At 64.5% G+C, this 18822-nt stretch carries 17 protein-coding genes; 4 read left to right on the top strand and 13 right to left on the bottom strand.

Annotated elements, in window-relative coordinates:
- Nucleotides 1-118 precede the first annotated feature (118 nt).
- Nucleotides 119-736: a LysE family translocator gene (locus HAQ05_RS26115; protein WP_190426771.1), complete on the top strand. Its 618-nt coding sequence runs from the start codon at nucleotides 119-121 to the stop codon at nucleotides 734-736.
- On the opposite strand, the gene glpT is transcribed toward HAQ05_RS26115, so the two are convergent.
- The 5 genes from glpT to bdcA all read right to left on the bottom strand — a co-directional run bounded on the left by glpT (nucleotide 733) and on the right by bdcA (nucleotide 4354).
- A complete protein-coding gene (gene glpT, locus HAQ05_RS26120) occupies nucleotides 733-2064 on the bottom strand; it encodes a glycerol-3-phosphate transporter (RefSeq protein WP_190426773.1) in 1332 nt (443 codons plus the stop codon). The genes HAQ05_RS26115 and glpT overlap by 4 nt on opposite strands.
- A 352-nt stretch (nucleotides 2065-2416) precedes the next feature.
- Nucleotides 2417-2833, bottom strand: a complete 417-nt coding sequence (locus tag HAQ05_RS28490; RefSeq protein ID WP_202988117.1) for an NAD-binding protein — start codon at nucleotides 2831-2833, stop codon at nucleotides 2417-2419.
- Between the two features lie 3 nt (nucleotides 2834-2836).
- Entirely contained in the window at nucleotides 2837-3289 is a 453-nt protein-coding gene (locus HAQ05_RS28495; protein ID WP_202988118.1) for an NAD(P)-dependent oxidoreductase, read from the bottom strand.
- A 14-nt stretch (nucleotides 3290-3303) separates the two neighbouring features.
- Nucleotides 3304-3624, bottom strand: coding sequence for an EthD family reductase (locus HAQ05_RS26130; RefSeq protein WP_190426775.1), 321 nt, complete (start codon nucleotides 3622-3624; stop codon nucleotides 3304-3306).
- 16 nt (nucleotides 3625-3640) lie between these two features.
- Nucleotides 3641-4354 carry an SDR family oxidoreductase gene (gene bdcA, locus HAQ05_RS26135; RefSeq protein WP_190426777.1) on the bottom strand — a complete coding sequence of 238 codons (714 nt, stop codon included), beginning with the start codon at nucleotides 4352-4354 and terminating at the stop codon, nucleotides 3641-3643.
- A 70-nt stretch (nucleotides 4355-4424) separates the two neighbouring features.
- Between bdcA and HAQ05_RS26140 the strand changes: the two genes are divergently transcribed.
- On the top strand, nucleotides 4425-5015 hold the full coding sequence (locus HAQ05_RS26140; RefSeq protein WP_190426779.1) for a TetR family transcriptional regulator: 591 nt from the start codon (nucleotides 4425-4427) through the stop codon (nucleotides 5013-5015).
- Between the two features lie 66 nt (nucleotides 5016-5081).
- On the opposite strand, the gene HAQ05_RS26145 is transcribed toward HAQ05_RS26140, so the two are convergent.
- The 5 genes from HAQ05_RS26145 to HAQ05_RS26165 all read right to left on the bottom strand — a co-directional run bounded on the left by HAQ05_RS26145 (nucleotide 5082) and on the right by HAQ05_RS26165 (nucleotide 10697).
- Entirely contained in the window at nucleotides 5082-5624 is a 543-nt protein-coding gene (locus HAQ05_RS26145; protein WP_190426781.1) for a DsbA family protein, read from the bottom strand.
- A gap of 97 nt (nucleotides 5625-5721) precedes the next feature.
- Nucleotides 5722-8115, bottom strand: coding sequence for a TonB-dependent siderophore receptor (locus HAQ05_RS26150; protein WP_190426783.1), 2394 nt, complete (start codon nucleotides 8113-8115; stop codon nucleotides 5722-5724).
- Between the two features lie 96 nt (nucleotides 8116-8211).
- Nucleotides 8212-9177, bottom strand: coding sequence for a FecR domain-containing protein (locus HAQ05_RS26155; protein ID WP_190426789.1), 966 nt, complete (start codon nucleotides 9175-9177; stop codon nucleotides 8212-8214).
- Nucleotides 9174-9692 (bottom strand): sigma-70 family RNA polymerase sigma factor, encoded by a 519-nt coding sequence (locus HAQ05_RS26160; protein ID WP_338050282.1) that lies wholly within the window; start codon nucleotides 9690-9692, stop codon nucleotides 9174-9176. The genes HAQ05_RS26155 and HAQ05_RS26160 overlap by 4 nt, the downstream gene beginning before the upstream one ends.
- A gap of 150 nt (nucleotides 9693-9842) precedes the next feature.
- Entirely contained in the window at nucleotides 9843-10697 is an 855-nt protein-coding gene (locus HAQ05_RS26165) for a LysR substrate-binding domain-containing protein (protein ID WP_190426795.1), read from the bottom strand.
- A 74-nt stretch (nucleotides 10698-10771) separates the two neighbouring features.
- On the opposite strand from HAQ05_RS26165, the gene HAQ05_RS26170 reads away from it, so the two are divergent.
- Complete coding sequence (locus HAQ05_RS26170) at nucleotides 10772-11734, top strand: DMT family transporter (RefSeq protein ID WP_190426799.1); 963 nt, start codon at nucleotides 10772-10774, stop codon at nucleotides 11732-11734.
- Nucleotides 11731-12558: an alpha/beta fold hydrolase gene (locus tag HAQ05_RS26175; RefSeq protein WP_190426801.1), complete on the top strand. Its 828-nt coding sequence runs from the start codon at nucleotides 11731-11733 to the stop codon at nucleotides 12556-12558. The genes HAQ05_RS26170 and HAQ05_RS26175 overlap by 4 nt, the downstream gene beginning before the upstream one ends.
- A 41-nt stretch (nucleotides 12559-12599) precedes the next feature.
- On the opposite strand, the gene HAQ05_RS26180 is transcribed toward HAQ05_RS26175, so the two are convergent.
- The 3 genes from HAQ05_RS26180 to HAQ05_RS26190 form a co-directional block, all read right to left on the bottom strand.
- Entirely contained in the window at nucleotides 12600-13325 is a 726-nt protein-coding gene (locus HAQ05_RS26180; RefSeq protein ID WP_190426804.1) for a Crp/Fnr family transcriptional regulator, read from the bottom strand.
- A 320-nt stretch (nucleotides 13326-13645) separates the two neighbouring features.
- Entirely contained in the window at nucleotides 13646-13795 is a 150-nt protein-coding gene (locus HAQ05_RS26185) for an SDR family oxidoreductase (protein ID WP_190426807.1), read from the bottom strand.
- Nucleotides 13796-13911: 116 nt separating this feature from the next.
- Nucleotides 13912-18822, bottom strand: a 4911-nt coding sequence (locus tag HAQ05_RS26190) for a glycoside hydrolase family 94 protein (RefSeq protein WP_274603328.1), incomplete at its 5' end; no start/stop codon positions are given.

The following is an 18822-nucleotide window of genomic DNA, read 5'->3' on the forward strand; positions in this document are numbered from 1 at the left end:
GGGCATGGCAAGCCTGCTGGGCAAGGGAAACTGTTACCATTGAAACACAGTTCGGCTGGTGCTGTACCCCTTCGTGGCGCTTGCATACGATCGCTTCGTGCCCAAAGGAACAGCCACCATGCCCGAATTTTTCGCCTTGTTCAGCTACCTGCTTGTCATGATCATTACCCCAGGCCCTAATAACCTCATGCTCACGGCATCAGGGGCCAACTTCGGCGTACGCCGCAGCCTGCCGCACCTGTCTGGCATCCTGCTCGGCAATGCCGCCCAATTTTTTCTCTGCAGCCTGTTACTGGCCGGCGCCGCCGGGGTATTGGAGCCGGTGCGCAAACCGCTGGCGGTGCTTGGCTGCCTGTACCTGTTATGGATTGCCCTCAAGCTGGCCCGCGCCAGTGCGCCGGGGCAACGCCGCATCGGCAAGCCGGTGGGGTTCGTCGGCGGCATGCTGTTCCAATGCGTGAACCCCAAGGCATGGATCATGGTACTCAACGCCGCGGTGCTGTTCATGCCCACCGGTAGCCAGTGGCTGGGGGCGCTGACCATCACCGCCACCGCCTTTGGCATCGGTGTGCCGTCGCTGCTGTGCTGGGTGTGGGGTGGCGATCGGCTGCGCCGCTGGCTGGGCAAGCCCCGGGCGCTGGCGGCGTTTAACCTGTGCATGGCCGGTTTGCTGGCCGGCACGGCGCTGTGGTTGCTCTATGGCGAACTGTGGCGCCCTGCCGGTACCGTGGCTTAGGCGGCGTCTACCCTTGCATGGCGCAACGTCGGCAGCAAGAAGGCAATTGCCAACAGGCAACCGGCCACCAACAGGATGAAGCCGCCGTTCCAGCCGAAATGGTCGACCACATAGCCCATCAACGCACTGGCGGCCACCGAGCCACCGAGGTAGCCGAACAAGCCGGTGAAGCCGGCCGCGCTGCCGGCGGCTTTTTTCGGGGCCAGCTCCAGCGCCTGCAGCCCCACCAGCATGACCGGGCCGTAGATCAAAAAACCGATGGTGAACAGCGCCGCCAGGTCTACCGCCGGGTGGCCGCTGGGGTTAAGCCAATACACCAGCGTGGCGAGGGTGACCCCGACCATGAACACGATGCCGGTGAGCCCACGGTTGCCCTTGAAGAGGGTGTCTGACAACCAGCCGCACAGCAGTGTGCCGGGTATACCGGCCCATTCGTAGAAAAAATATGCCCAGGAGCTGGTGTCGACCGAATAGCCCTTGGCCTCCTTCAAGTAGGTCGGTGCCCAGTCGAGCACACCATAACGCAGCAGGTAGATGAACACGTTGGCCAACGCGATGTACCAGAGCATACGGTTGCGCAGCACGTACTTGACGAAGATCTCGCGGGTGCTGAATTCCCGCTCATGGGCTTCGCTGTAGCCCTCGGGGTAATCGTTACGGTATTGCTCCACCGGCGGCAGGCCCACCGACTGTGGCGTGTCGCGCATCATCGCGAAGGCGAATACCGCCACCGCCACGGCCACCGCCGCCGGCACGTAGAACGCCGCATGCCAATCGTTGAACCAGCCCAGGCCCAGCAGGAACAACGGCCCGATCAGGCCGCCGCCGACGTTATGCGCTACGTTCCAGACCGACACCACCGCGCCGCGCTCGTTCTGCGACCACCAGTGCACCATCGTTCGCCCGCTCGGTGGCCAGCCCATGCCCTGTGCCCAGCCGTTGATGAACAGCAGCACGAACATCACCGCAACGCTGGAGGTGGCCCACGGCGCGAAACCGAATACGAACATCACCATGGCCGACAGCAGCAGCCCCGCGGGTAGGAAGTAGCGCGGGTTGGAGCGGTCCGACACCAACCCCATGAGGAACTTCGACAGGCCATAGGCGATGGCGATGGCCGACAGCGCCACGCCCAGCTCCCCGCGGCTGTAGCCATCTTCGACCAGGTAGGGAATGGCCAGGGAAAAATTTTTGCGCAGCAGGTAATAACCGGCGTAGCCGATGAAGATCCCGGCGAAGATTTGCCAGCGCAGGCGGCGGTAGGTGGGGTCGATACGCTCGGCCGGCAACGGCGCGCGGTGAGGGGCAGGGCGGAAAAAGGCGAACATCGAAACTCCGAGGCATAGTTATTGTTCGCCGATTATTGCAATTCGAAGACAACGTTGCGCCCGATGAGCGGACGCATTCGGATGGCCAGGCGACATGCCTGGCCGGCGTTTCACGCAGGTTTTAGCCGTTTATCCACGCGCCCACGTGTAGGTGCCGACCGTCGCCGCGCTGTTCGCCAAGCCTGGTCGCCAACTGCCGGCGGCGGGCGAGTGATTTCCGCCAGCACAACGTTGTGCAAGGCTGAAGATGTTGCCGGGCACGTATTACTGGCCGCTGCCTGTAGGGTTCTGCGACGCTGCCGTTGCGTAGCAGCTCTTGAGCGTCGGCAGGGTATCGATCGCGTCGGCAAGCTTACGGGCTGCCAGGGTTACCTCCCTGGGCCGAACGAAGGGTAAAGTCGGCCATGGCGGACCAGTCCCGCTGGCCCGCCCCCGCCTCCACGGTGGCTTGCATCTGCTGGCGTACCGCATTGAGCATCGGCAAGCTACAGCCGATGGCGGTGGCGGCATCGCCGGCCAGGCGCAAGTCCTTCAGGCCCAAGGTGGCTTTGAAACCGGGGTCATAGTGGCCCGCGGTGATGTTGGCCGAATACACCTGGTAGGTGCGGCTGCCGAACAGGGTGCCGAGGATCAATTCGAAGAACTGTGCCCGGTCGAGGCCATTGGCTTCGGTCAACACCACCGCTTCGGCCATCGCCTCGATGGCCATGGTGATCATCATGTTGCAGGCGATTTTTGCGGCATTGGCGGTGCTTGCCCGCGAGCCCATGTCCTAGATGCGCCCGCCGATCACCTCCAACGCTGGCCGCACACGTGCTACCGCTGCGGGCGCGCCGCCGGCAAGCACGTTCAGCTCGCCCTTGGCGGCCACGTCCGGGCGGCCGAGCACGGGCGCCGACACGTAGCCCAAACCGGCGGCCTGGTGCAGCTGCTCCAGATGCTCGGCGAACGCGACCGAAATGGTCGATGCCACCACATGCACCACACTGGGTTTGGCCCGTTGTAGCACGCCGGGGGCCAGCAACGTGGCCTCGATCGCCCCATCGTCGGCCAACATGGTCAGCACCAGGTCGCCCTGGAACGCTTCGGCGGGGTCGGCCGCCCGCGTGACGCCCGGCAGCTCGACCGGCGAGCGATTCCAGGCGGTCACCCGGTGGCCGGCAGTGAGCAGGTTGTGGGCCATGGCGCGGCCCATCGCGCCGAGGCCGATCATTCCAATATCCATAGGTACTCCTGTGCTCAGGCCAAGGGTACGGCGCGAACCTGCACGGGTGTTACGCCGGTAAAGTTCGCCACGTCGGCGATCACCCCCGGGGTTTGCGGCGCGGCGAACGCCGCCGCCAGCGCCGCTTCATCGCGAAAACGGCATTCGCACAGGGCGATGGTGCCGGCCTGCGGCTGTGCCGGGAACAACGCCGAGGCACTGAGCAACCCGTGGGGTTGCCAGGCTTGCATCACCAGGGGCAGGTGGTGGTTGACGTAATAGTCGCGGTCGAACGGGGTGGTCGCATCGCCTTCGTAGGTTACGTAAATGGTCACTGTTTCGCTGTGCTGGGGCATGTGTAGCCTCCTGGGTTCAGGCGCCGAAGCCGCCGTCGATAGTGTGCATGGCACCGGTGATGCCGCGGGCGTGAGGCCCGGCGAGGTACAGCGCCAAGGCGGCGACGTCTTCGGCACTGCCGTGGCGTTTAATCGCCATCACGCTGTGCATCAGCTCGACGTCGGGGCCGCTGGCGGGGTTCATGTCGGTGTCGGTGGGCCCCGGTTGGATCACGTTCACGGTGATGCCGCGCGCACCGAAGTCGCGAGCCAGGCCACGGGCCATGCCTTGCAGTGCTGACTTGCTCAGAGCATAGGCGGCCAGGCCTGGGAAAGGTATGCGGTCGCCATTGACCGAGCCAATGTGGATGATCCGCCCGCCCTCCGGCATGGTGCGCGCCGCTTCCACCGAAGCATGATAGGGGCCGCGCACATTGACGTCGATGAGCCGGTCCACCGCTGCCGGCTCCAGGCTGAGCGGGTCACCGCTGAGGAAGAGGCCGGCGTTGTACACCAACACATCCAATGGCCCAGCCTTGGCGATCGCGGCGACCAGCGCTTCGCGGTCGGCGGCGTCGCATTGGCTGGCCACCGCACCGGTGGCGGCCACAAGCGCTTGGGCCGCCGCGTGGGCGCCGGCGTAGGTGAACTGCACCGCGGCACCGGCGCGGGCGAATGCCGAGACGATGGCGGCACCGATGCCTCGGCTGCCGCCAATGACCAGCACACGCTGGCCGATAAAGTCGCTCATCAGGTTGCTCCTTGAAATAAGTTAGTGGCCACTATATTTTTATCTGAACCTCGTATCAAAGAATTTTGTAGTGGCTGCTAACTTAAAGGCCGGGCGCGGCCGCCCACGCGGCTTCGATACCGAAGCCGCGCTGGCTCTGGGCCAGCGCTTGTTTCACGCCCAGGGTTACGAAGGGGTTGGCTTGGCGGCACTGACCGAGGTGCTCGGTATCAAACCGCCGAGTTTCTATAAGGCCTTTGGTAGCAAGGCCGAATTCTTTGCCGAGGTGCTGGAGCGCTATGCCGCCTCGGTACTGGCGTTGGACACCTACCTGCTGCCCGGCCGCCCGCCGCACCTGGCCCTGGCGCTGTTGCTCGAAGAGGCCGCGCGCACCTATGTGCAAGACCCCACCCAGCGGGGCTGCCTGGTGCTGGAGGCGGTACGCGGCGAGGTTGATGAACCGAATGTGCAGTTGGCCCGTAAGGTCGCCGAAAGCCGGCGCGAGCGGGTCCGTGATTTTGTCGCCGCCAGCCACCCGCACGCGGCGCAAGCGGTCGCTGACTATATCGGTTGCACCTTGTCCGGGCTGTCGGCCTGTGCCCGTGAAGGCATGGGCGAAGCGCGCTTGCTGGCGGTGGCGCGGGCGGCGGGGGCCGCCGTGGCGGCCTTGCTGGGTCCTTGAGGCACCCCCTGCGCGCTGCCCAACCCCGTCATGGCGCCCGTGCTCTGGCCCGGCGCGGCGGGCCTGTTACAGCTTAAGCTGTTCGAGCCACTGTTCTACCGAATCGCCGCTGCTGATCCCCGGCTGCACCAGCCCGTCGATCATGAAGGTGGGCGACACATGGATGCCGTTCTGCCGCGCATACTTGGCGTGCCACTTCACTGCCTGCTCCAACGCCGGTTCGGCGAACGCCTCGCGCAGCGGCACCCCGCTGTAGCCTTCAAGCCGGGCGATGATGTCGTTGGGCGTGGCGTCCATGTTCGGGCCACCGGCATGCCGTTCGAACTCGAACTCATCACGATGGGCCGCCACCGCCGCCAACACTGCCTTGGCCTGTGCTTTGCCGTCGGCAAGGCTGGCGGCCGCCAACACGCAGCGCACGACCACCGGTGAATACATGTGCCAGGGTTGCGACTGCAGCCGGATTTTTACCGTGAGGCGGTCTTCGCCGGCCTGGGCCAGCAAGGTGTCGAGCTTGTTGAAGGCCTTGACCGAAAACGGGCAGGTGGGCTCCAAAAACACCTCGAAGGTGCGAGGGCCGTGGCCCCAGGCCAGTGGGTCAGTGTGCATCGTGCGCTCCCAGTTGCGGTTGCCAAAAAGCGGCCTATTGCCGCGCCAGCCGATGAGCTTAGCGCATACCGCCGCGCAAGCGTCGGCCGCGAAGCGCTCAATACTTCCACGTTACGGTGGCCATGGCGTTGCGCGACGCCGCGTAGTAGGACTGGTCCCAGTACAGGCTGGTCAGGTACTTGCGGTCGAACAGGTTATTCACGTTCAGCGCCACGTTCCAGTGTTCGTCGAGGTCGTAGCTGGCCAGGCCGTTGACCACGGCGTAGCTGGCCTGGCGGCTGACGATGGCGTCGCCGCGGGTGGAGGTGACCCCCTGGTCGCGATAGATATCGCTTTGCCAGGTCATGCTGGCGCCCACCTTGAGCCCTTTGACTGCCGCCACGTTATAGGTCGAGCCCAGGTACAGGTAGTTTTGTGGTGTGTAGGTGCGCGCCGCGCTGCCGTCGCTGTCGCGCAGGGAAAACAAATGGGTCAGCCCAGCGTTCATTTCCCACCCCGGCAGCAGTTCGCCGCTGACCGTGAGCTCGTAGCCCTTGGCGATGATGTTCACACCTTTATAGCGGTTCTGGCCATCGACGTAGGCGTCGAATTCGCCATAGTTATCTTGCCGGGTGCGGAACAGCGAGAGGCTGGCGTTCAGGCGCTTGTCGAACCACTCACCTTTGATACCGCCTTCGAAGCTGTTGCCCTCGACCGGGTCGAGCAGGGCACCGTCGACGTCGGTCTTGAACTGTGGGTTGAAGATCTTGGTGTAGCTGAGGTAGGCCGAGTAATGGGGCTGAAAGTCATAGACCAAGCCGTAGTAAGGGCTGAGTTTGGACTTGTCGAAGTCATGGTCGTCGCCGGTTTGCACCCCGCGGCTGCTCAGTTTGCTCCAGTTGGCGCCGACGATGAGCTTAAGCGTGTCGGTCAGGCTGAAATGCCCGGCGCCATAGTAGCTTCGCCGGTAATTGACGAAGTCGGCATAGCTGGTTTGCTGGGCGAACGCGGGCTCTGGGAAATGGCCATTGAACCCTATGGGCAATGCGATGCCCGAGGCGTCGTCGTTAGAGGTCCAGCGGGTGGTGTCTTTTGCCCAGTCGGCACCGACCACCAACTGGTGAATGCGCCCGAACAGCGCGAAGGGGCCTTTGAGGTAAGCGTCGCCCAGCACCTGGCGCTCATCGCGGTCGAACTTCGAGGCATAGCTGCTCAGGCCGGTGTCGGGGGTGCCGTAGGCCATGAACATTTTGCCGTCGCCGGTGGTTTCTCGGTAGTTGACGGTGGCCCGTGTTTGCCAGCCGCCGCCCCAGTCGGTAGTCAAATCGGCGAAGGTTTGTTTGTCGTTGGTGTCCCAGTAGCTCCAGCCGGGGGAGGTATTGTGCGAGCGGCTGTAGCGCGCCGGCGAGCCATCACTGTTGTACAGGGTCAAGGCGCTCCACATGATGCCGTTGGGGCGGTTGCGCTGTTCGGAGTGGCCCAGCGCCAAGGTGCTGTTATCGGTGAGGTCCGCTTCGAGGATGCCGGAGAACACGTTCTTGGTTTTTGAATAGCGGTCCAGGTACGAATTGCCTTGCTGGCCCATCACGATCGCGCGGCCGCGCAGGGTTTTGGCTTCGTTCAGCGGGCCGGACACGTCCGCCGTGGTGCGGCGGGTGGCCCATGAGCCGTAACCAAGGCTGGCCTGGGCCTGGGCGTCCCGGGTGGGTCGTTTGCGCACGAAGTTCACCGTGGCCGAAGGGTTGCCAGGGTTGGCAGCCAAGCCGTTGGCGCCCTTGAGCACGTCGATGTGGTCGTAGAGCACCGTGTCGATATCGCCCATCTGCTCTTCGGAGCTGAACGGCACGCCGATGCCGTCTAGCTGGAAGTTCGATACATCCAGCCCGCGAACGGCGAAGTAGGTGCGGTCGGTTTCCACCCTTTGAACGTTCACCCCGGCGGCATTGAGCGCGTCGTTGACGTTGTCTAATTGGAAGTCTTCCAGTTGCTGGCGGGTCAACGTCACCAAGGTTTGCGGGGTTTGCCGTGGTGTAAGGTCGAGCCTTGTCGCCGTGCTGCTGGCGCCGGTGGTGTACGAGCCGGTGCCTTCGGTCACCGCCCCGACGCTTGCCGCCACGATCGAGCTACTGGCCAGCTCCACCATGCCGGCGCTGCTGGGTATCATTTCCAAAGCGTAGTTGCCCTGGGCATTGACCGCCTGCAGGCCGGTGCCGGCGAGCAGTTGGGCGAGGCCGCCGTTAACATCGTAACGGCCTTCGAGCCCAACGCTGCGCTTGCCCGCGGTTAATTGGCTATCCACAGCCAGCAGAATGCCGGCTTCGCGCGCGAAGCGGTTCAGTACCTGGTCGAGGGCCCCGGCGGCAATGGCATATTGGCGCGTTTGCGTGTCCGCGGCTGGTTCTGCGTGGGCAGTGAGCAGCGGCAATGCGCTGCTGGCCAGCAGGCCGCGGATGGCGAGGTAGCGAAAAGCCTTGGTGAAGGGAAAGCGTTGGACGGCGGGCTGGCGGGGCATTCCTGGGTGTCCTCTTGAGAATGCGTGTGGTTGTTTTCAAGAGGTAACCCGAGCGAGCCGGCGAAACCGACAAGGCTCATTCGCTTTTTTTTTGCGTCAATCGCGTGGGCCAATCGACACCCAGTAGCGTGTCAACCGCTGCACGCGCACCGGCAGCGCATGCTCCAGGGCCAGCAACACCCGGTCGCTGTCCGCCAGGGGGAACACCCCGGTCAAGGGCAAGCTGGCCACACGCGGATCGCAGCGCAAAAAACCGCTGCGGTGGCGCGCCAGTTCGGCGGTGAACAGGCCTAGCGGCGTGCGTTCAGCCACCAGCCTACCTTCGGCCCAGGCGATGGCGTTGGCGTCGGCCACACCGAGGGGGCCGCTACCTTCGGCCGAAAACCAGCGCTGCTGGCCGGCCTGTAACGGGAACGCCGTGGCGCGCCGAGGGCGCACTTGCAATGCGCCTTCGTACAGTTCGACACGGCTACCGCCAGCCACCTCGTAGACCGAAAAGCGGGTGCCTAGCGCCTGTACTTCACCGGCTGCGGTTTCTACCACCAGCGGCCGATAATGGGGGGCAGGGTCATGCCCGCTGGTGAGCAGCAGTTCGCCGGCGAACAGGCGAATACGCCGTTCACGGTCGCTGAAGCGGATATCCACGGCGCTACCGCTGTTGAGCTGCAAGCAACTGCCGTCGGCCAAGTTGCGCCGCAGGGGTTGCCCGGTACCGCTGTGCAGGTCGGCCATCGCCTGGCGCCAGGGCAGTTGCTGTTCTGCCAGGTATGCACCGCCACCGGCCACCAGCAACAGCCCCAATAGCTTGAGTATGTGCCGGCGGCGCGGGTCGGGCAGGCTACGCAGCACGGCGAGGGTGGTGCCCGCCGGCACCCCGGCCAGGTGTTGCTGCAGTTGCTGCAGGCGCTGCCAGGCCCGGCGGTGCTCAGGGTCGGCGGCATGCCAGGCCTCGAATTGCGCCTGTTGGCGGCCACTGACCTCGCCGCCCCAGTGGAGCATCAGCCAATGGCTGGCTTGGGCAACCACGGCCGGGGCGATAGGTGCATCGGCGGGGTGGCTCATTCGCTGTATAGCACCTGGTAACAGGCCTGGATGGCGCGGGTCATGTACTTTTGCACGGAACTGAGGCTGACCTTCAGGCGGCTGGCGATCTGGGCATAGCTCAGGCCCTCGAACTGCGACAGCAAAAAGGCCTCGCGCACCTTGGCCGGCATGGCATCGAGCATGTTGTCGATACGTACCAGGGTTTCGACCACGATGGCGCGGGTTTCCAACGATGGCGTGTCAGGCTCGCCTAGGTGCGCGATGCTTTGCAGGTAGGCCTGTTCGACGCGCTGCCGGCGCCACTGGTCGACCACCAAGTTGCGGGCGATTTGCACCAGGAAGCGGCGGCCTTCGCCAGCGGAGGGTAGGCGGCGGGTGACCAGCAAGCGCACAAAGGTGTCCTGGGCGATGTCGGCGGCGCGCTCATGGTCACCTAACCGCGCCCGCAGCCAGCTTTGCAACCAACCGTGGTGGTCGCAATAAAGGTTATGCAGGCTCCCTGGTGGTAATGCGTCAGGTGTTGCGGTAGGCACCGGGGCCTCCATTCAATGGCCGGTTAATAATGGGAATTGATCGCAATTGTAGAGGGGGCCATCGATTTTGGGAATAGCCCGTCGCCAGCGCCGGTGTTAACGCCGAACCTTTGCCAGCTCTAAAGCGGGGCGCCTGGCTGCTGGCCGGGCTTAAAGGTGGAAGTACCGCCCAATCGCCTCCGCGAGCAACTCGAGCGCCGCATGACCAGCGGCCCCCGGCGCACGCACCAGTACCACCTCATGCTGGGCTACCGTGGGCATGCCCTGCAGCTGTTGCATGCTCGCCGTCACCCGTGCCTGGTCGATCAAGGTTACCGCCAGCCCGCCCTCTACGCAGGCATTGATCGCCTGGCTCGACGGGCTGTCCAGCACCACGCGCCAGGTGCGGCCGTGCGCTTTGAGCGTTCGCAACATCGCTTCGCGGTAGGGGCAATCCGCCGCGTACAGCGCCAGCGGAACCGGCCCTGGGCCTTGCCCCATGGCGCTGCTGGCACCTACCCACACCGGCGTGGTCGCCGTCAGCAACTGCGCCTGGGCGGGCGCCGCGCCTGCGTTGCAGGCCATCACCGCCAACTGCAGCGCCCCCCGCGCCAGTTGCTCGCGCAGGGTGTAGCTGGGCGCTGTTCTTACCTCCAGCACCACGTTAGGCCAGGTGGCGGCGAACGCCGGCAAGATGTCGCGGATAACATGGGCCGCGTATTCATCGGGTAGCCCAATGGTCACCCGGCCTGCGAGTTGCGCGCCTTGCAACTGCGCCACAACGCGGTCGTGGGTGTGCAACAACTCGCGGGTTGTACCGAGCAGCCGCTCGCCCAGTGGGGTGAGCGTTACGGCTTGGTTGTCGCGCTCCAGCAGCCGCCCACCGGCGAGGGCTTCGAGCCGCTGGATATGCACACTCACCGCCGCAGGGCTTTTGTGCAGGTGTGCCGCTGCTGCGCGGAACTGGCCGAGGCGCGCCACGGCGTGGAAGGTGCGAACGAGGTCGATGTCGAGCGTAGTGGCCATGGTTTAGACTTTGTGAACGAGTCAGCCAAGTTATTTTGATTTATTAGAGTAGCGCAGATGCTTACGCTACAGCCATGAATCAGACCTCGAAAACCGCCCAAGCCTGCACCCCCGCTATCGCCAGCCAGCCCACCCCGGCTGGCCGGCTGTGGACCGTGCCGTTGCCACTGTTGGAACTAGCATTGATCGTGGCGTGGAGCTCCGGCTTTGTGGGCGCGCGGTTTTCCATCGATTATGCGCCGGCATTGCTGGTGGTGTTCTGGCGCTGCGTAGTGGTCACGTTGGTGTTGCTGCCGTTTGTGGCGGGGCAGCTTCGAAGGGCTTCTCCGCGCACACTGCTGCGCCATACCGGTATCGGCGTGTTGGCCATGGCCGGGTACCTGGGCGGCGTGATCCAGGGTATCGCGCTGGGTGTGCCGGCGGGGCTCGCCGCGCTGTTTGCCGACCTGTTGCCGCTCGGCATGGCGCTGCTGGCCGCAGCCGTGCTGCGCCAACGGCAGGGTTGGCGCGTGTGGGCAGGGCTGGCGACCGGTTTGGCCGGTGTGGTGCTGGCCACCCAGGGCGCCTTGGCGTGGGGCCATGCGCCCTGGTGGGCTTACGGCTTGCCCTTGCTCGGTATGCTGTCGCTGGCCGTTGCCACGCTGTGGCAAAAGCACAGCCAGGCAGGCCCAACGCTTGGTCTGCTGCCGAACTTATGGCTGCAATGCTGCGTGTCAGCGCTGGCTTTCGGCTTTGCCCAGGGCTGGCAAGGCAGCCTGTGGCCGGTACCCAACACGGGCTTTGGGTTGAGCGTGTTATGGACGGCGGGGCTGTCGACCCTGGGTGGCTATGGCCTGTACTGGCTGTGCCTGCGCCGCGCCACGCCGGCACGGGTGGCCAGCGTGCTCTACTTGAGCCCCGCGCTCACGTTGCTGTGGGCCGCGTATCTATTCAGCGAGCCGCTGGCGTGGTCGATGTTGTTGGGCACCCTGGTGTCTGGCGGGGGTGTTTGGATGGTTGTGCGGGCCGAGCGTGAACCACAAGGGGGTGAAGCATGACGCCGCTACCGCTACAGAAGCGCTACACGTTCGAGGGGCAGCAGGTACGTTATGGCGTGCTGGGGCAGGGGGCGCCCATGGTACTGGTGCATGGCACGCCGTTTTCATCGCAAGTGTGGCGGCGCTTGGCGCCGCTGCTGGCACAGCATTATCGGGTTTATTATTTCGACCTGCTCGGTTATGGGCAGTCTGAAATGCGGGCCGGCCAAGACGTTTCCCCGGCTGTGCAAAACCGGGTACTGGCAGCATTGCTCGAACATTGGGGGCTGCACCGCCCGCACATGGTTGCCCATGGCTTCGGCGGCGCGACCGCGCTTCGCGCCTACCTGCTCGGCGGCTGCCGCTACGCCACGCTGTCGTTGATCGACCCGGTGGCGCTGGCGCCCTGGGGGTCGCCTTTCGTGCAGCATGTGCGCCAATACGAGCAGGCCTTCGCCCAGTTGCCAGGGTATATCCACGAGGCGATTTTGCCGGCGTACATTGGCGGTGCCGCGCACCGGCCTCTTCGCCAGGCCGATATGCAAATGCATACCGGCCCTTGGACAGGCGATGTGGGCCAGGCGGCGTTCTACCGGCAAATCGCCCACATGGACCGCCGCTACACCGATGAAGTGGAGCACCGCTATGGCGAAATCGACTGCCCGGTACAGGTGATCTGGGGCGAGCAAGACCAATGGCTTCCCATCGAGCGCGGCGAAGCATTGCTGGCACGGATTGCCCACGCACGGCTGGTGCGGGTACCGCAGGCGGGGCACTTGGTCCTGGAAGATGCCCCCGAGGCGATCATGGCGGCGTTGTGGGGGTTTTTACCCGGCGCCGCTTAACCCGCAGTGCCGCCTACGGCGCGCGCCGTGTTCGGCTTCGTTCATTCGTCTTGGCGGCGGGTGTAATGCAGCAACCGATCGGTTTCAGTCTTCACCACCCGGTAACATTCGCAACTAAGCCGCTCCAACTGGGCACGGTCCAGTACGGTGATCTGGCCACGGCTGTACTCGATCACACCCTGGCGCTGCAGCTTACCCGCCGCTTCGGTCACGCCCTCACGGCGCACGCCGAGCATGTTGGCGATCAGTTCCTGGGTCATGTTCAACTGGTTGCCGTGCAGGCGGTCCAGCGACAACAGCAGCCAGCGGCACAATTGCTGGTCGATGGAATGGTGCCGGTTGCATACGGCGGTCTGCGACATTTGGGTGATCAGTGCCTGGGTGTAGCGCAGCATCAGCAGGAGCAGGTCGCCATGGCGGTTGAACTCGGCCTTCAGGAGGTGCCCCGGCAAGCGCAAGGCCCCCCCGGCGCTTTGCACCACGGCCCGGCTCGAAGTGCTTTCGCCGCCCATGAACAAGGCGATGCCGACCAAACCTTCGTTACCGACCACGGCCACCTCGGCCGAGGCGCCATTTTGTATGACGTGCAGCAGCGAGACGATCGCGTCGGTGGGAAAGTACACATGGCGTAGGGTATCGCCCGGTTCATACAACACCTCGCCTAGGGCCAGGCTCACCGGTTCCAGGTGCGGGGCAAGGCGCGCGCGCTCGTCGGCTGGCAAGGCCGCCAGCAAGTGGTTGGGGTTTGGCTCCGGTAACACGTACATGTTGAACACCTTGGCAGGGGAACGTCACACCGGGCCAGGGTACTCTATCTGCGCGCGAGCGCGGCAGGTGAATAGCCCGCGGGTGTTTCAGGCGTGCGCCGCGGTGCGCCGCCAGCACTGTGCCCGCGTAAAGCCGGTATCAAAACCTGATTCATCACGGCGGCAGGCCTGATGACCCTATTGTAAGCGGCAAGATGGCGGGGCGTGACGGCGGATAATTGATACATGGGCGGACCAAAACCTAATCACCGGCTTGGATTTACGTTGCGCGCCAACGCGCGAAGTGGCTTGGTTTCCCGTTGCGCTGGGCAACGTAAGGCTTAGATTTGTGCTGCGTCGCCGTCGACGGACAATTCGCTTCCGTTGACCAGGCTGCTGTCGTGTGGCGCCAGGAACAGCGCAGCGGCCGCCACGTCGGAAGGGTCGGCCAAGCGGGCCAGCGGACTCGTCGATTCTACGCAACGAATCATTTCCTGATTGACTGCCTCAGTAGGTGAACGCCGACTTTCGCCGTCGGCGGATGCGCCGGCAAGCGGGGGCGCCCGTCTTGCGCGGCCAATACGCAAATGCTCGGTACCCGGCGCTGTTAGTCATCCACCGCCCGCGCATAGGCCAATGGCTGCGGCCGTGGCAAGCGCTGTGGGCATTCCACACGCACCCAGCGCTCGACACCGTCATCCACTAATTGCAGTGCGTTGCCTTCGATCAAATCGCCATCGACGGTGATCGCGGTGGCACGCCCGCCACCTTGGCGTATATCGAAATGGTATTGGGTGGCACCGAATCGATAGCTGAGGGTGAAGCCAGGCCAATCGGCGGGGATCAACGGCTCTAGCTTAAGGGTGTCGCCGCTGCGTTGAAGGCCCAGCAGCGATTCGACGCTCAGGCGGTACATCCACCCGGCCGAGCCGGTGTACCAGGTCCAGCCGCCACGCCCGGCATGTGGCGGCGTGCCGTAGACATCGGCGGCCATCACATAGGGCTCGACTTTGTAGGTGCCGGCCCGGGCACAGTTGGCGGGGTCGGCCGGGTTGATCATGCTCAGCAGCTCCCAGGCCTTGGCGCTGTCGCCCAGCTTGGCGAATGCCATGGCAGCCCACACGGCGGCGTGGGTGTATTGCCCGCCATTCTCGCGCACGCCCGGTACATAGCCTTTGATGTAGCCAGGGTCTTGGGCGCCTTTATCAAACGGAGGGTCGAGCAGCAGCACGGCACGGATGTCGGGTTTGACCAGGTATTGGTCCAGCGCCTGCATCGCCAGGCGCTGGCGCGTGGGCGAGCCTGCGCCGGAGAGCACCGACCAGCTTTGGGCGATGGAATCGATACGGCATTCGTCGTTCGTCGCCGAGCCGAGCACTTGCCCGTCGTCGAACCAGGCCCGGCGATACCAGGCGCCGTCCCAAGCGCTTTGCTCCAAGCTATTGCGCAGCAACGCGGCGTTTTCGTTGCAGCGCTGCGCGAAGTCAGGGTCGCCGTGCAGGCCGGCGACGACGGCGAACTGCTCCAGTACCTGGCAACTGAAAAACCCCAGCCACACGCTTTCACCACGGCCCAGTTGGCCGACGCGGTTCATGCCGTCGTTCCAGTCGCCGCAGCCCATCAACGGCAACCCATGGACGCCGCGCTGCAGGCTGTGTTCAATGGCGCGCACGCAGTGGCGATACAGGGGTTCGTGCAAGCCCGAGCTGGCCGGCAGGTCGTAGTAGGATTCTTCGCCCGGGGCTAGCGCACGCCCTTCCAGGTAACCGGCCGGTTCGTCGAGCACGGCCAAATCGGCGCTGATCTCGATATACCGGCTGGTGGCCGCCACCAGCCAGAGGAAGTCGTCGGAGCAGGCGGTGCGCACCCCGCGGCTCAGCGGCGGGTGCCACCAATGCTGTACATCGCCCTGGGGGTATTGGTGCGCAGCGCACAGCAGCAAATGCGCGCGGGCCGTGGCCGGTTCGGCGTGGATCATCGCCATGCTGTCTTGCAACTGGTCACGAAAACCAATAGCACCACCGGATTGGTAATAACCGCTGCGTGCCAGGAAACGGCTGCTGATAACCTGGTACATCAGCCAACCATTGACCATCACATCCAGGCCTGGCGCGGGCGTTTCGATGTGGATGGCCGAGAGCCGCGAGCGCCAGTGCTCGCGAACCCGCTGCAGTTGCTCGGCGGCCACCCGCACGCCGCGGTAGCGTTGTACCAATTGGGTTGCCGCGTGGCCGCTCGTTTCCGCGCCCAGGCGCAACACGGTTTCAGTGCTTTGCCCTGGCGCCAGTTCCACCGCCACTTGTATCGCGCAGCAAGGGTCCAGGCCGCCACCAAGGCGCCCCGAAAGCCCGGCATGCTGCATGGCCGCCGGGGCTGCCAGGGTGCCGTTGCTGCCAATGAATTCCGTGCGGTCGCCGGTGATGCCACGCGGGGTAGCGTCGGTGTCGAAGAACGCTACGCGCTCGGAAAATTCCACCGAATAGGCATTGCGCGCGAACAGCGCACCACTGACCGGGTCCGGTTGGGTCACCACGTGCATGGCCGATTTGCTGCGTAGATCGCCCAATACCCATTCCACGTAACCGGTCACCGTCAGGCGCCTGCTGCGCCCAGACAGGTTGCGCACCAGCAGCCGAGAGAGCTTGATCGGTGCGTCCAATGCCACATACACCCACAGCTCGGTCTGAATCCCGTCTTCGTCATGCTCGAATACGCTGTAGCCAAAACCGTGGCGGGTCCGGTAAGGGCCATTGCCTGGGCACGGCTGCGGCGCGGCGGACCAAAAGTGCCCGGTGTCTTCGTCACGCAGGTAAATGGCCTCGCCGCTGAAGTCGGTCACCGGGTCGTTGTGCCAGGGGGTAAGGCGAAATTCATGGGCATTTTCGGCCCAGGTGTAGGCGCTGCCGGCTTCGGACACCACGGTCCCGAATTGCGCGTTGGCGATCACATTGGCCCAGGGCGCCGGGGGCGGCGTGGCCGCTGCCTGGGAAATGACGTACTCGCTGCCATCCGCGCTGAACCCCCCATAGGCGTTGCCCAGTAACAGTGGCGGCGCGGCGGCGGTGTTGGCCGGCCGTTTCCCAGGCCGGTAGCGGTGGGCCGCCACGAACGGTGGATGCACTGGCACCATGCGCCGGCGTTGGACTTGCTCGTCCAAGGTGCCGAAGCCCTCGCTAAGCACCAAGCGTGCGACCGACATCACCAGGGTGCGGTCTTCGCTCGACATTTGCTGTGCCGGGCGCACGAAAATCCCGCCCGGGCGGTCGACCAAGGTCGCTTCGCTGCCCGAGGTGATCAAGCCCATGATGGCGTCTTGCAGTTGTTGGCGATAACCGGCTTGGTCTTCGTTCCAGATCAACAAATCGACCATCAGGCCTTTCTGCCGCCAATAGGCATGGGCCTGAATCAACTGCTGTACCAGCTCGATCTTGTCGAGGCTGTAGATTTGCAACAGCACGATCGGCAGGTCGCCGGATATCGCCTGGCCCCAAAGTGCGGGCTGGTTGCGCCGGTTGCTGAGCAACACGGCGCTGTCGGGGCGCATCGAGGCGTTGGCATAGAGCAGCGAGGCGGCCATTTGTTCGAACAGGCGGGCGTCGGCCAACGACGCGTTGAGCTGGCGCAACAGCACTTGGCTGTGGGTCCAGGACAAATCGAAGACCCGGTCGGCCAGGTGCCGGTCGCGGTACTTGTTGATGAGGTACAGGCACTCGTCGCGGCTGTTGGCCACGCCCGTGACCAAGTCGATGGTGGCTTTCTGGCCCGGTTGCAAGGTGAGGCGGCAGCGAATCGCAACGATCGGGTCGAGCACCGGGCCGGCGCTGCCGGATAAACGCTCGCAATCGGCATCCAGCGCGGCCGGCGCCTGAAGGCTTCGCCCGCGGCCGATGAAGCGGGCGCGGTCGGTTTCGTACGAAATGGCGTCGATGTCGGCCCCATGGGCGGCCAGCAGGTGGCACATCCACGGCGTGCCTTCATCGCTGGCGCGCGGTCGGCGGCTGCACACAATGGCTTGCAACGGCGCCAGCAGTTCGGTCTGCACGAACAGCTTGCTAAAGGCCGGGTGCATGGCGTCGTTGTTCGATGTTGCCAGCACCACCTCGGCGTAGGTGGTGATCTCCACGCGTTTGGCCGAGGCGCCACGGTTGGTCACGTGCAGCCTGCGCAGTTCGATGTCGTCCTCCGGCGAGACAACGACTTCCATATGGGCATCCACGTCCAGTTCCCGTGTACGGAACTCGGCGCGGGCGTCACTGAATATGGCCTCGTGGTTGGCGACCTGGCGCAACGTGGGCTGGTACGTTGCCGACCAAAAGGCACCGGTGTCGACGTCGCGTAAATAGCAGAACATTCCCCAGTTATCTTGGGTGGCGTCTTCCTGCCAGCGGGTCACGGCCATCTCGTTGCGGCGGCTGTAGCCGCCACCTGCGCTGCTCAGCATCACGTGATAACGGCCGTTGGACAGCAGTTGAACGGCCGGCGGCTTGCCCCCGGGTTCGGTGAACACCCGAAGGCCGCTGTCATGGCCTGGGCTGGGCTCACCTAACGCCGGCGACGGCGCGGTTTGCAAGTAGGGTGCGGTGGCTTTGGGAACCCGCTCTTGCAGCAGCAGCAAGGCTGATTGCAACGCCGGGTCGGCCTCGAAACGCCGTTGCATCGGCTGGTCGAGCAACACGCTGGTCAAGGCCAACAGGCTCATGCCCTGGTGGTGCGCCATGAATGACTGCACCACGGCCAAGCGCTGCCCGCGTGGCAGCCGGGCTTCGGTGTAATCGACCGCTTCGTACAAGCCATAGCGCCCAGCCAAGCCTTGGTCAGCCAAGCGTTGCAGGTTCCGGTAAGCCGCCTCCGGGGCAACCATCAGTGCCAGGGCGCTGGCGTAAGGCGCTATCACTACGTCATCGGCCAAATCGCGCTTAAGCCCTAACCCTTGCACGCCGAAGGCGCGGTATTGGTAATTGAGGTGGGCATCGAGGGTGTAATAGCCCGACTCCGAGACGCCCCAAGGGATGCCCAAAGTATTGCCATGGTCTATTTGCACGGCCACCGCGGCGCGGCAGGTTTGGTCGAGCAGGCTGCCGTCGTAATTGGGCATTACCAGCATCGGCATCAGGTATTCGAACATCGAGCCGGTCCACGACAACAAGGTCGCCACGCCGGCGTTTTCGCCCACCAGGCGGCCCAGGGTGAACCACGCCCGTTGTGGGATTTGGCCTTGGGCGATCACCACGAAGTGGGTAAGCCGCACCTCCGATGCCAGCAGGTCGTAGTAACCACTGTCGAGCCTGCGCTCTTCGGCGTTGTAGCCGATCACGAAGAGGTCGCGCTTGCTGTCGTACAGCAGCGAAAAATCCATTTGCGCCAGCGCGGTGGTTAGCGTCGATAAGCGGGCGAGGGTGGCGATGCGTTCGCTTGCTGCGCGGCTTACGGCTTCAACCCTGGGTTGATGCTCCGCTGCCCAATCGCCGGCATGCAGGCTGGCCAGTTGGCGCAAGGTCTGTGGGGCGGGGCCGTTGGC

Origin of the sequence: Pseudomonas typographi (assembly GCF_014694385.1) — a bacterium.
GTDB classification, from domain to species: domain Bacteria; phylum Pseudomonadota; class Gammaproteobacteria; order Pseudomonadales; family Pseudomonadaceae; genus Aquipseudomonas; species Aquipseudomonas typographi.

Excerpts from the sequence above, each read along its gene's own strand:
- HAQ05_RS26155 (WP_190426789.1), bottom strand. The coding sequence starts at position 9,177 with ATGAGCCACCCCGCCGATGCACCTATCGCCCCGGCCGTGGTTGCCCAA.
- HAQ05_RS26175 (WP_190426801.1), top strand. The coding sequence starts at position 11,731 with ATGACGCCGCTACCGCTACAGAAGCGCTACACGTTCGAGGGGCAGCAG.
- glpT (WP_190426773.1), bottom strand. The coding sequence starts at position 2,064 with ATGTTCGCCTTTTTCCGCCCTGCCCCTCACCGCGCGCCGTTGCCGGCC.
- HAQ05_RS26165 (WP_190426795.1), bottom strand. The coding sequence starts at position 10,697 with ATGGCCACTACGCTCGACATCGACCTCGTTCGCACCTTCCACGCCGTG.
- HAQ05_RS26180 (WP_190426804.1), bottom strand. The coding sequence starts at position 13,325 with ATGTACGTGTTACCGGAGCCAAACCCCAACCACTTGCTGGCGGCCTTG.
- HAQ05_RS28495 (WP_202988118.1), bottom strand. The coding sequence starts at position 3,289 with ATGGATATTGGAATGATCGGCCTCGGCGCGATGGGCCGCGCCATGGCC.
- HAQ05_RS26130 (WP_190426775.1), bottom strand. The coding sequence starts at position 3,624 with ATGCCCCAGCACAGCGAAACAGTGACCATTTACGTAACCTACGAAGGC.
- HAQ05_RS28490 (WP_202988117.1), bottom strand. The coding sequence starts at position 2,833 with ATGGGCTCGCGGGCAAGCACCGCCAATGCCGCAAAAATCGCCTGCAAC.
- bdcA (WP_190426777.1), bottom strand. The coding sequence starts at position 4,354 with ATGAGCGACTTTATCGGCCAGCGTGTGCTGGTCATTGGCGGCAGCCGA.
- HAQ05_RS26150 (WP_190426783.1), bottom strand. The coding sequence starts at position 8,115 with ATGCCCCGCCAGCCCGCCGTCCAACGCTTTCCCTTCACCAAGGCTTTT.
- HAQ05_RS26145 (WP_190426781.1), bottom strand. The coding sequence starts at position 5,624 with ATGCACACTGACCCACTGGCCTGGGGCCACGGCCCTCGCACCTTCGAG.
- HAQ05_RS26170 (WP_190426799.1), top strand. The coding sequence starts at position 10,772 with ATGAATCAGACCTCGAAAACCGCCCAAGCCTGCACCCCCGCTATCGCC.
- HAQ05_RS26115 (WP_190426771.1), top strand. The coding sequence starts at position 119 with ATGCCCGAATTTTTCGCCTTGTTCAGCTACCTGCTTGTCATGATCATT.
- HAQ05_RS26185 (WP_190426807.1), bottom strand. The coding sequence starts at position 13,795 with ATGATTCGTTGCGTAGAATCGACGAGTCCGCTGGCCCGCTTGGCCGAC.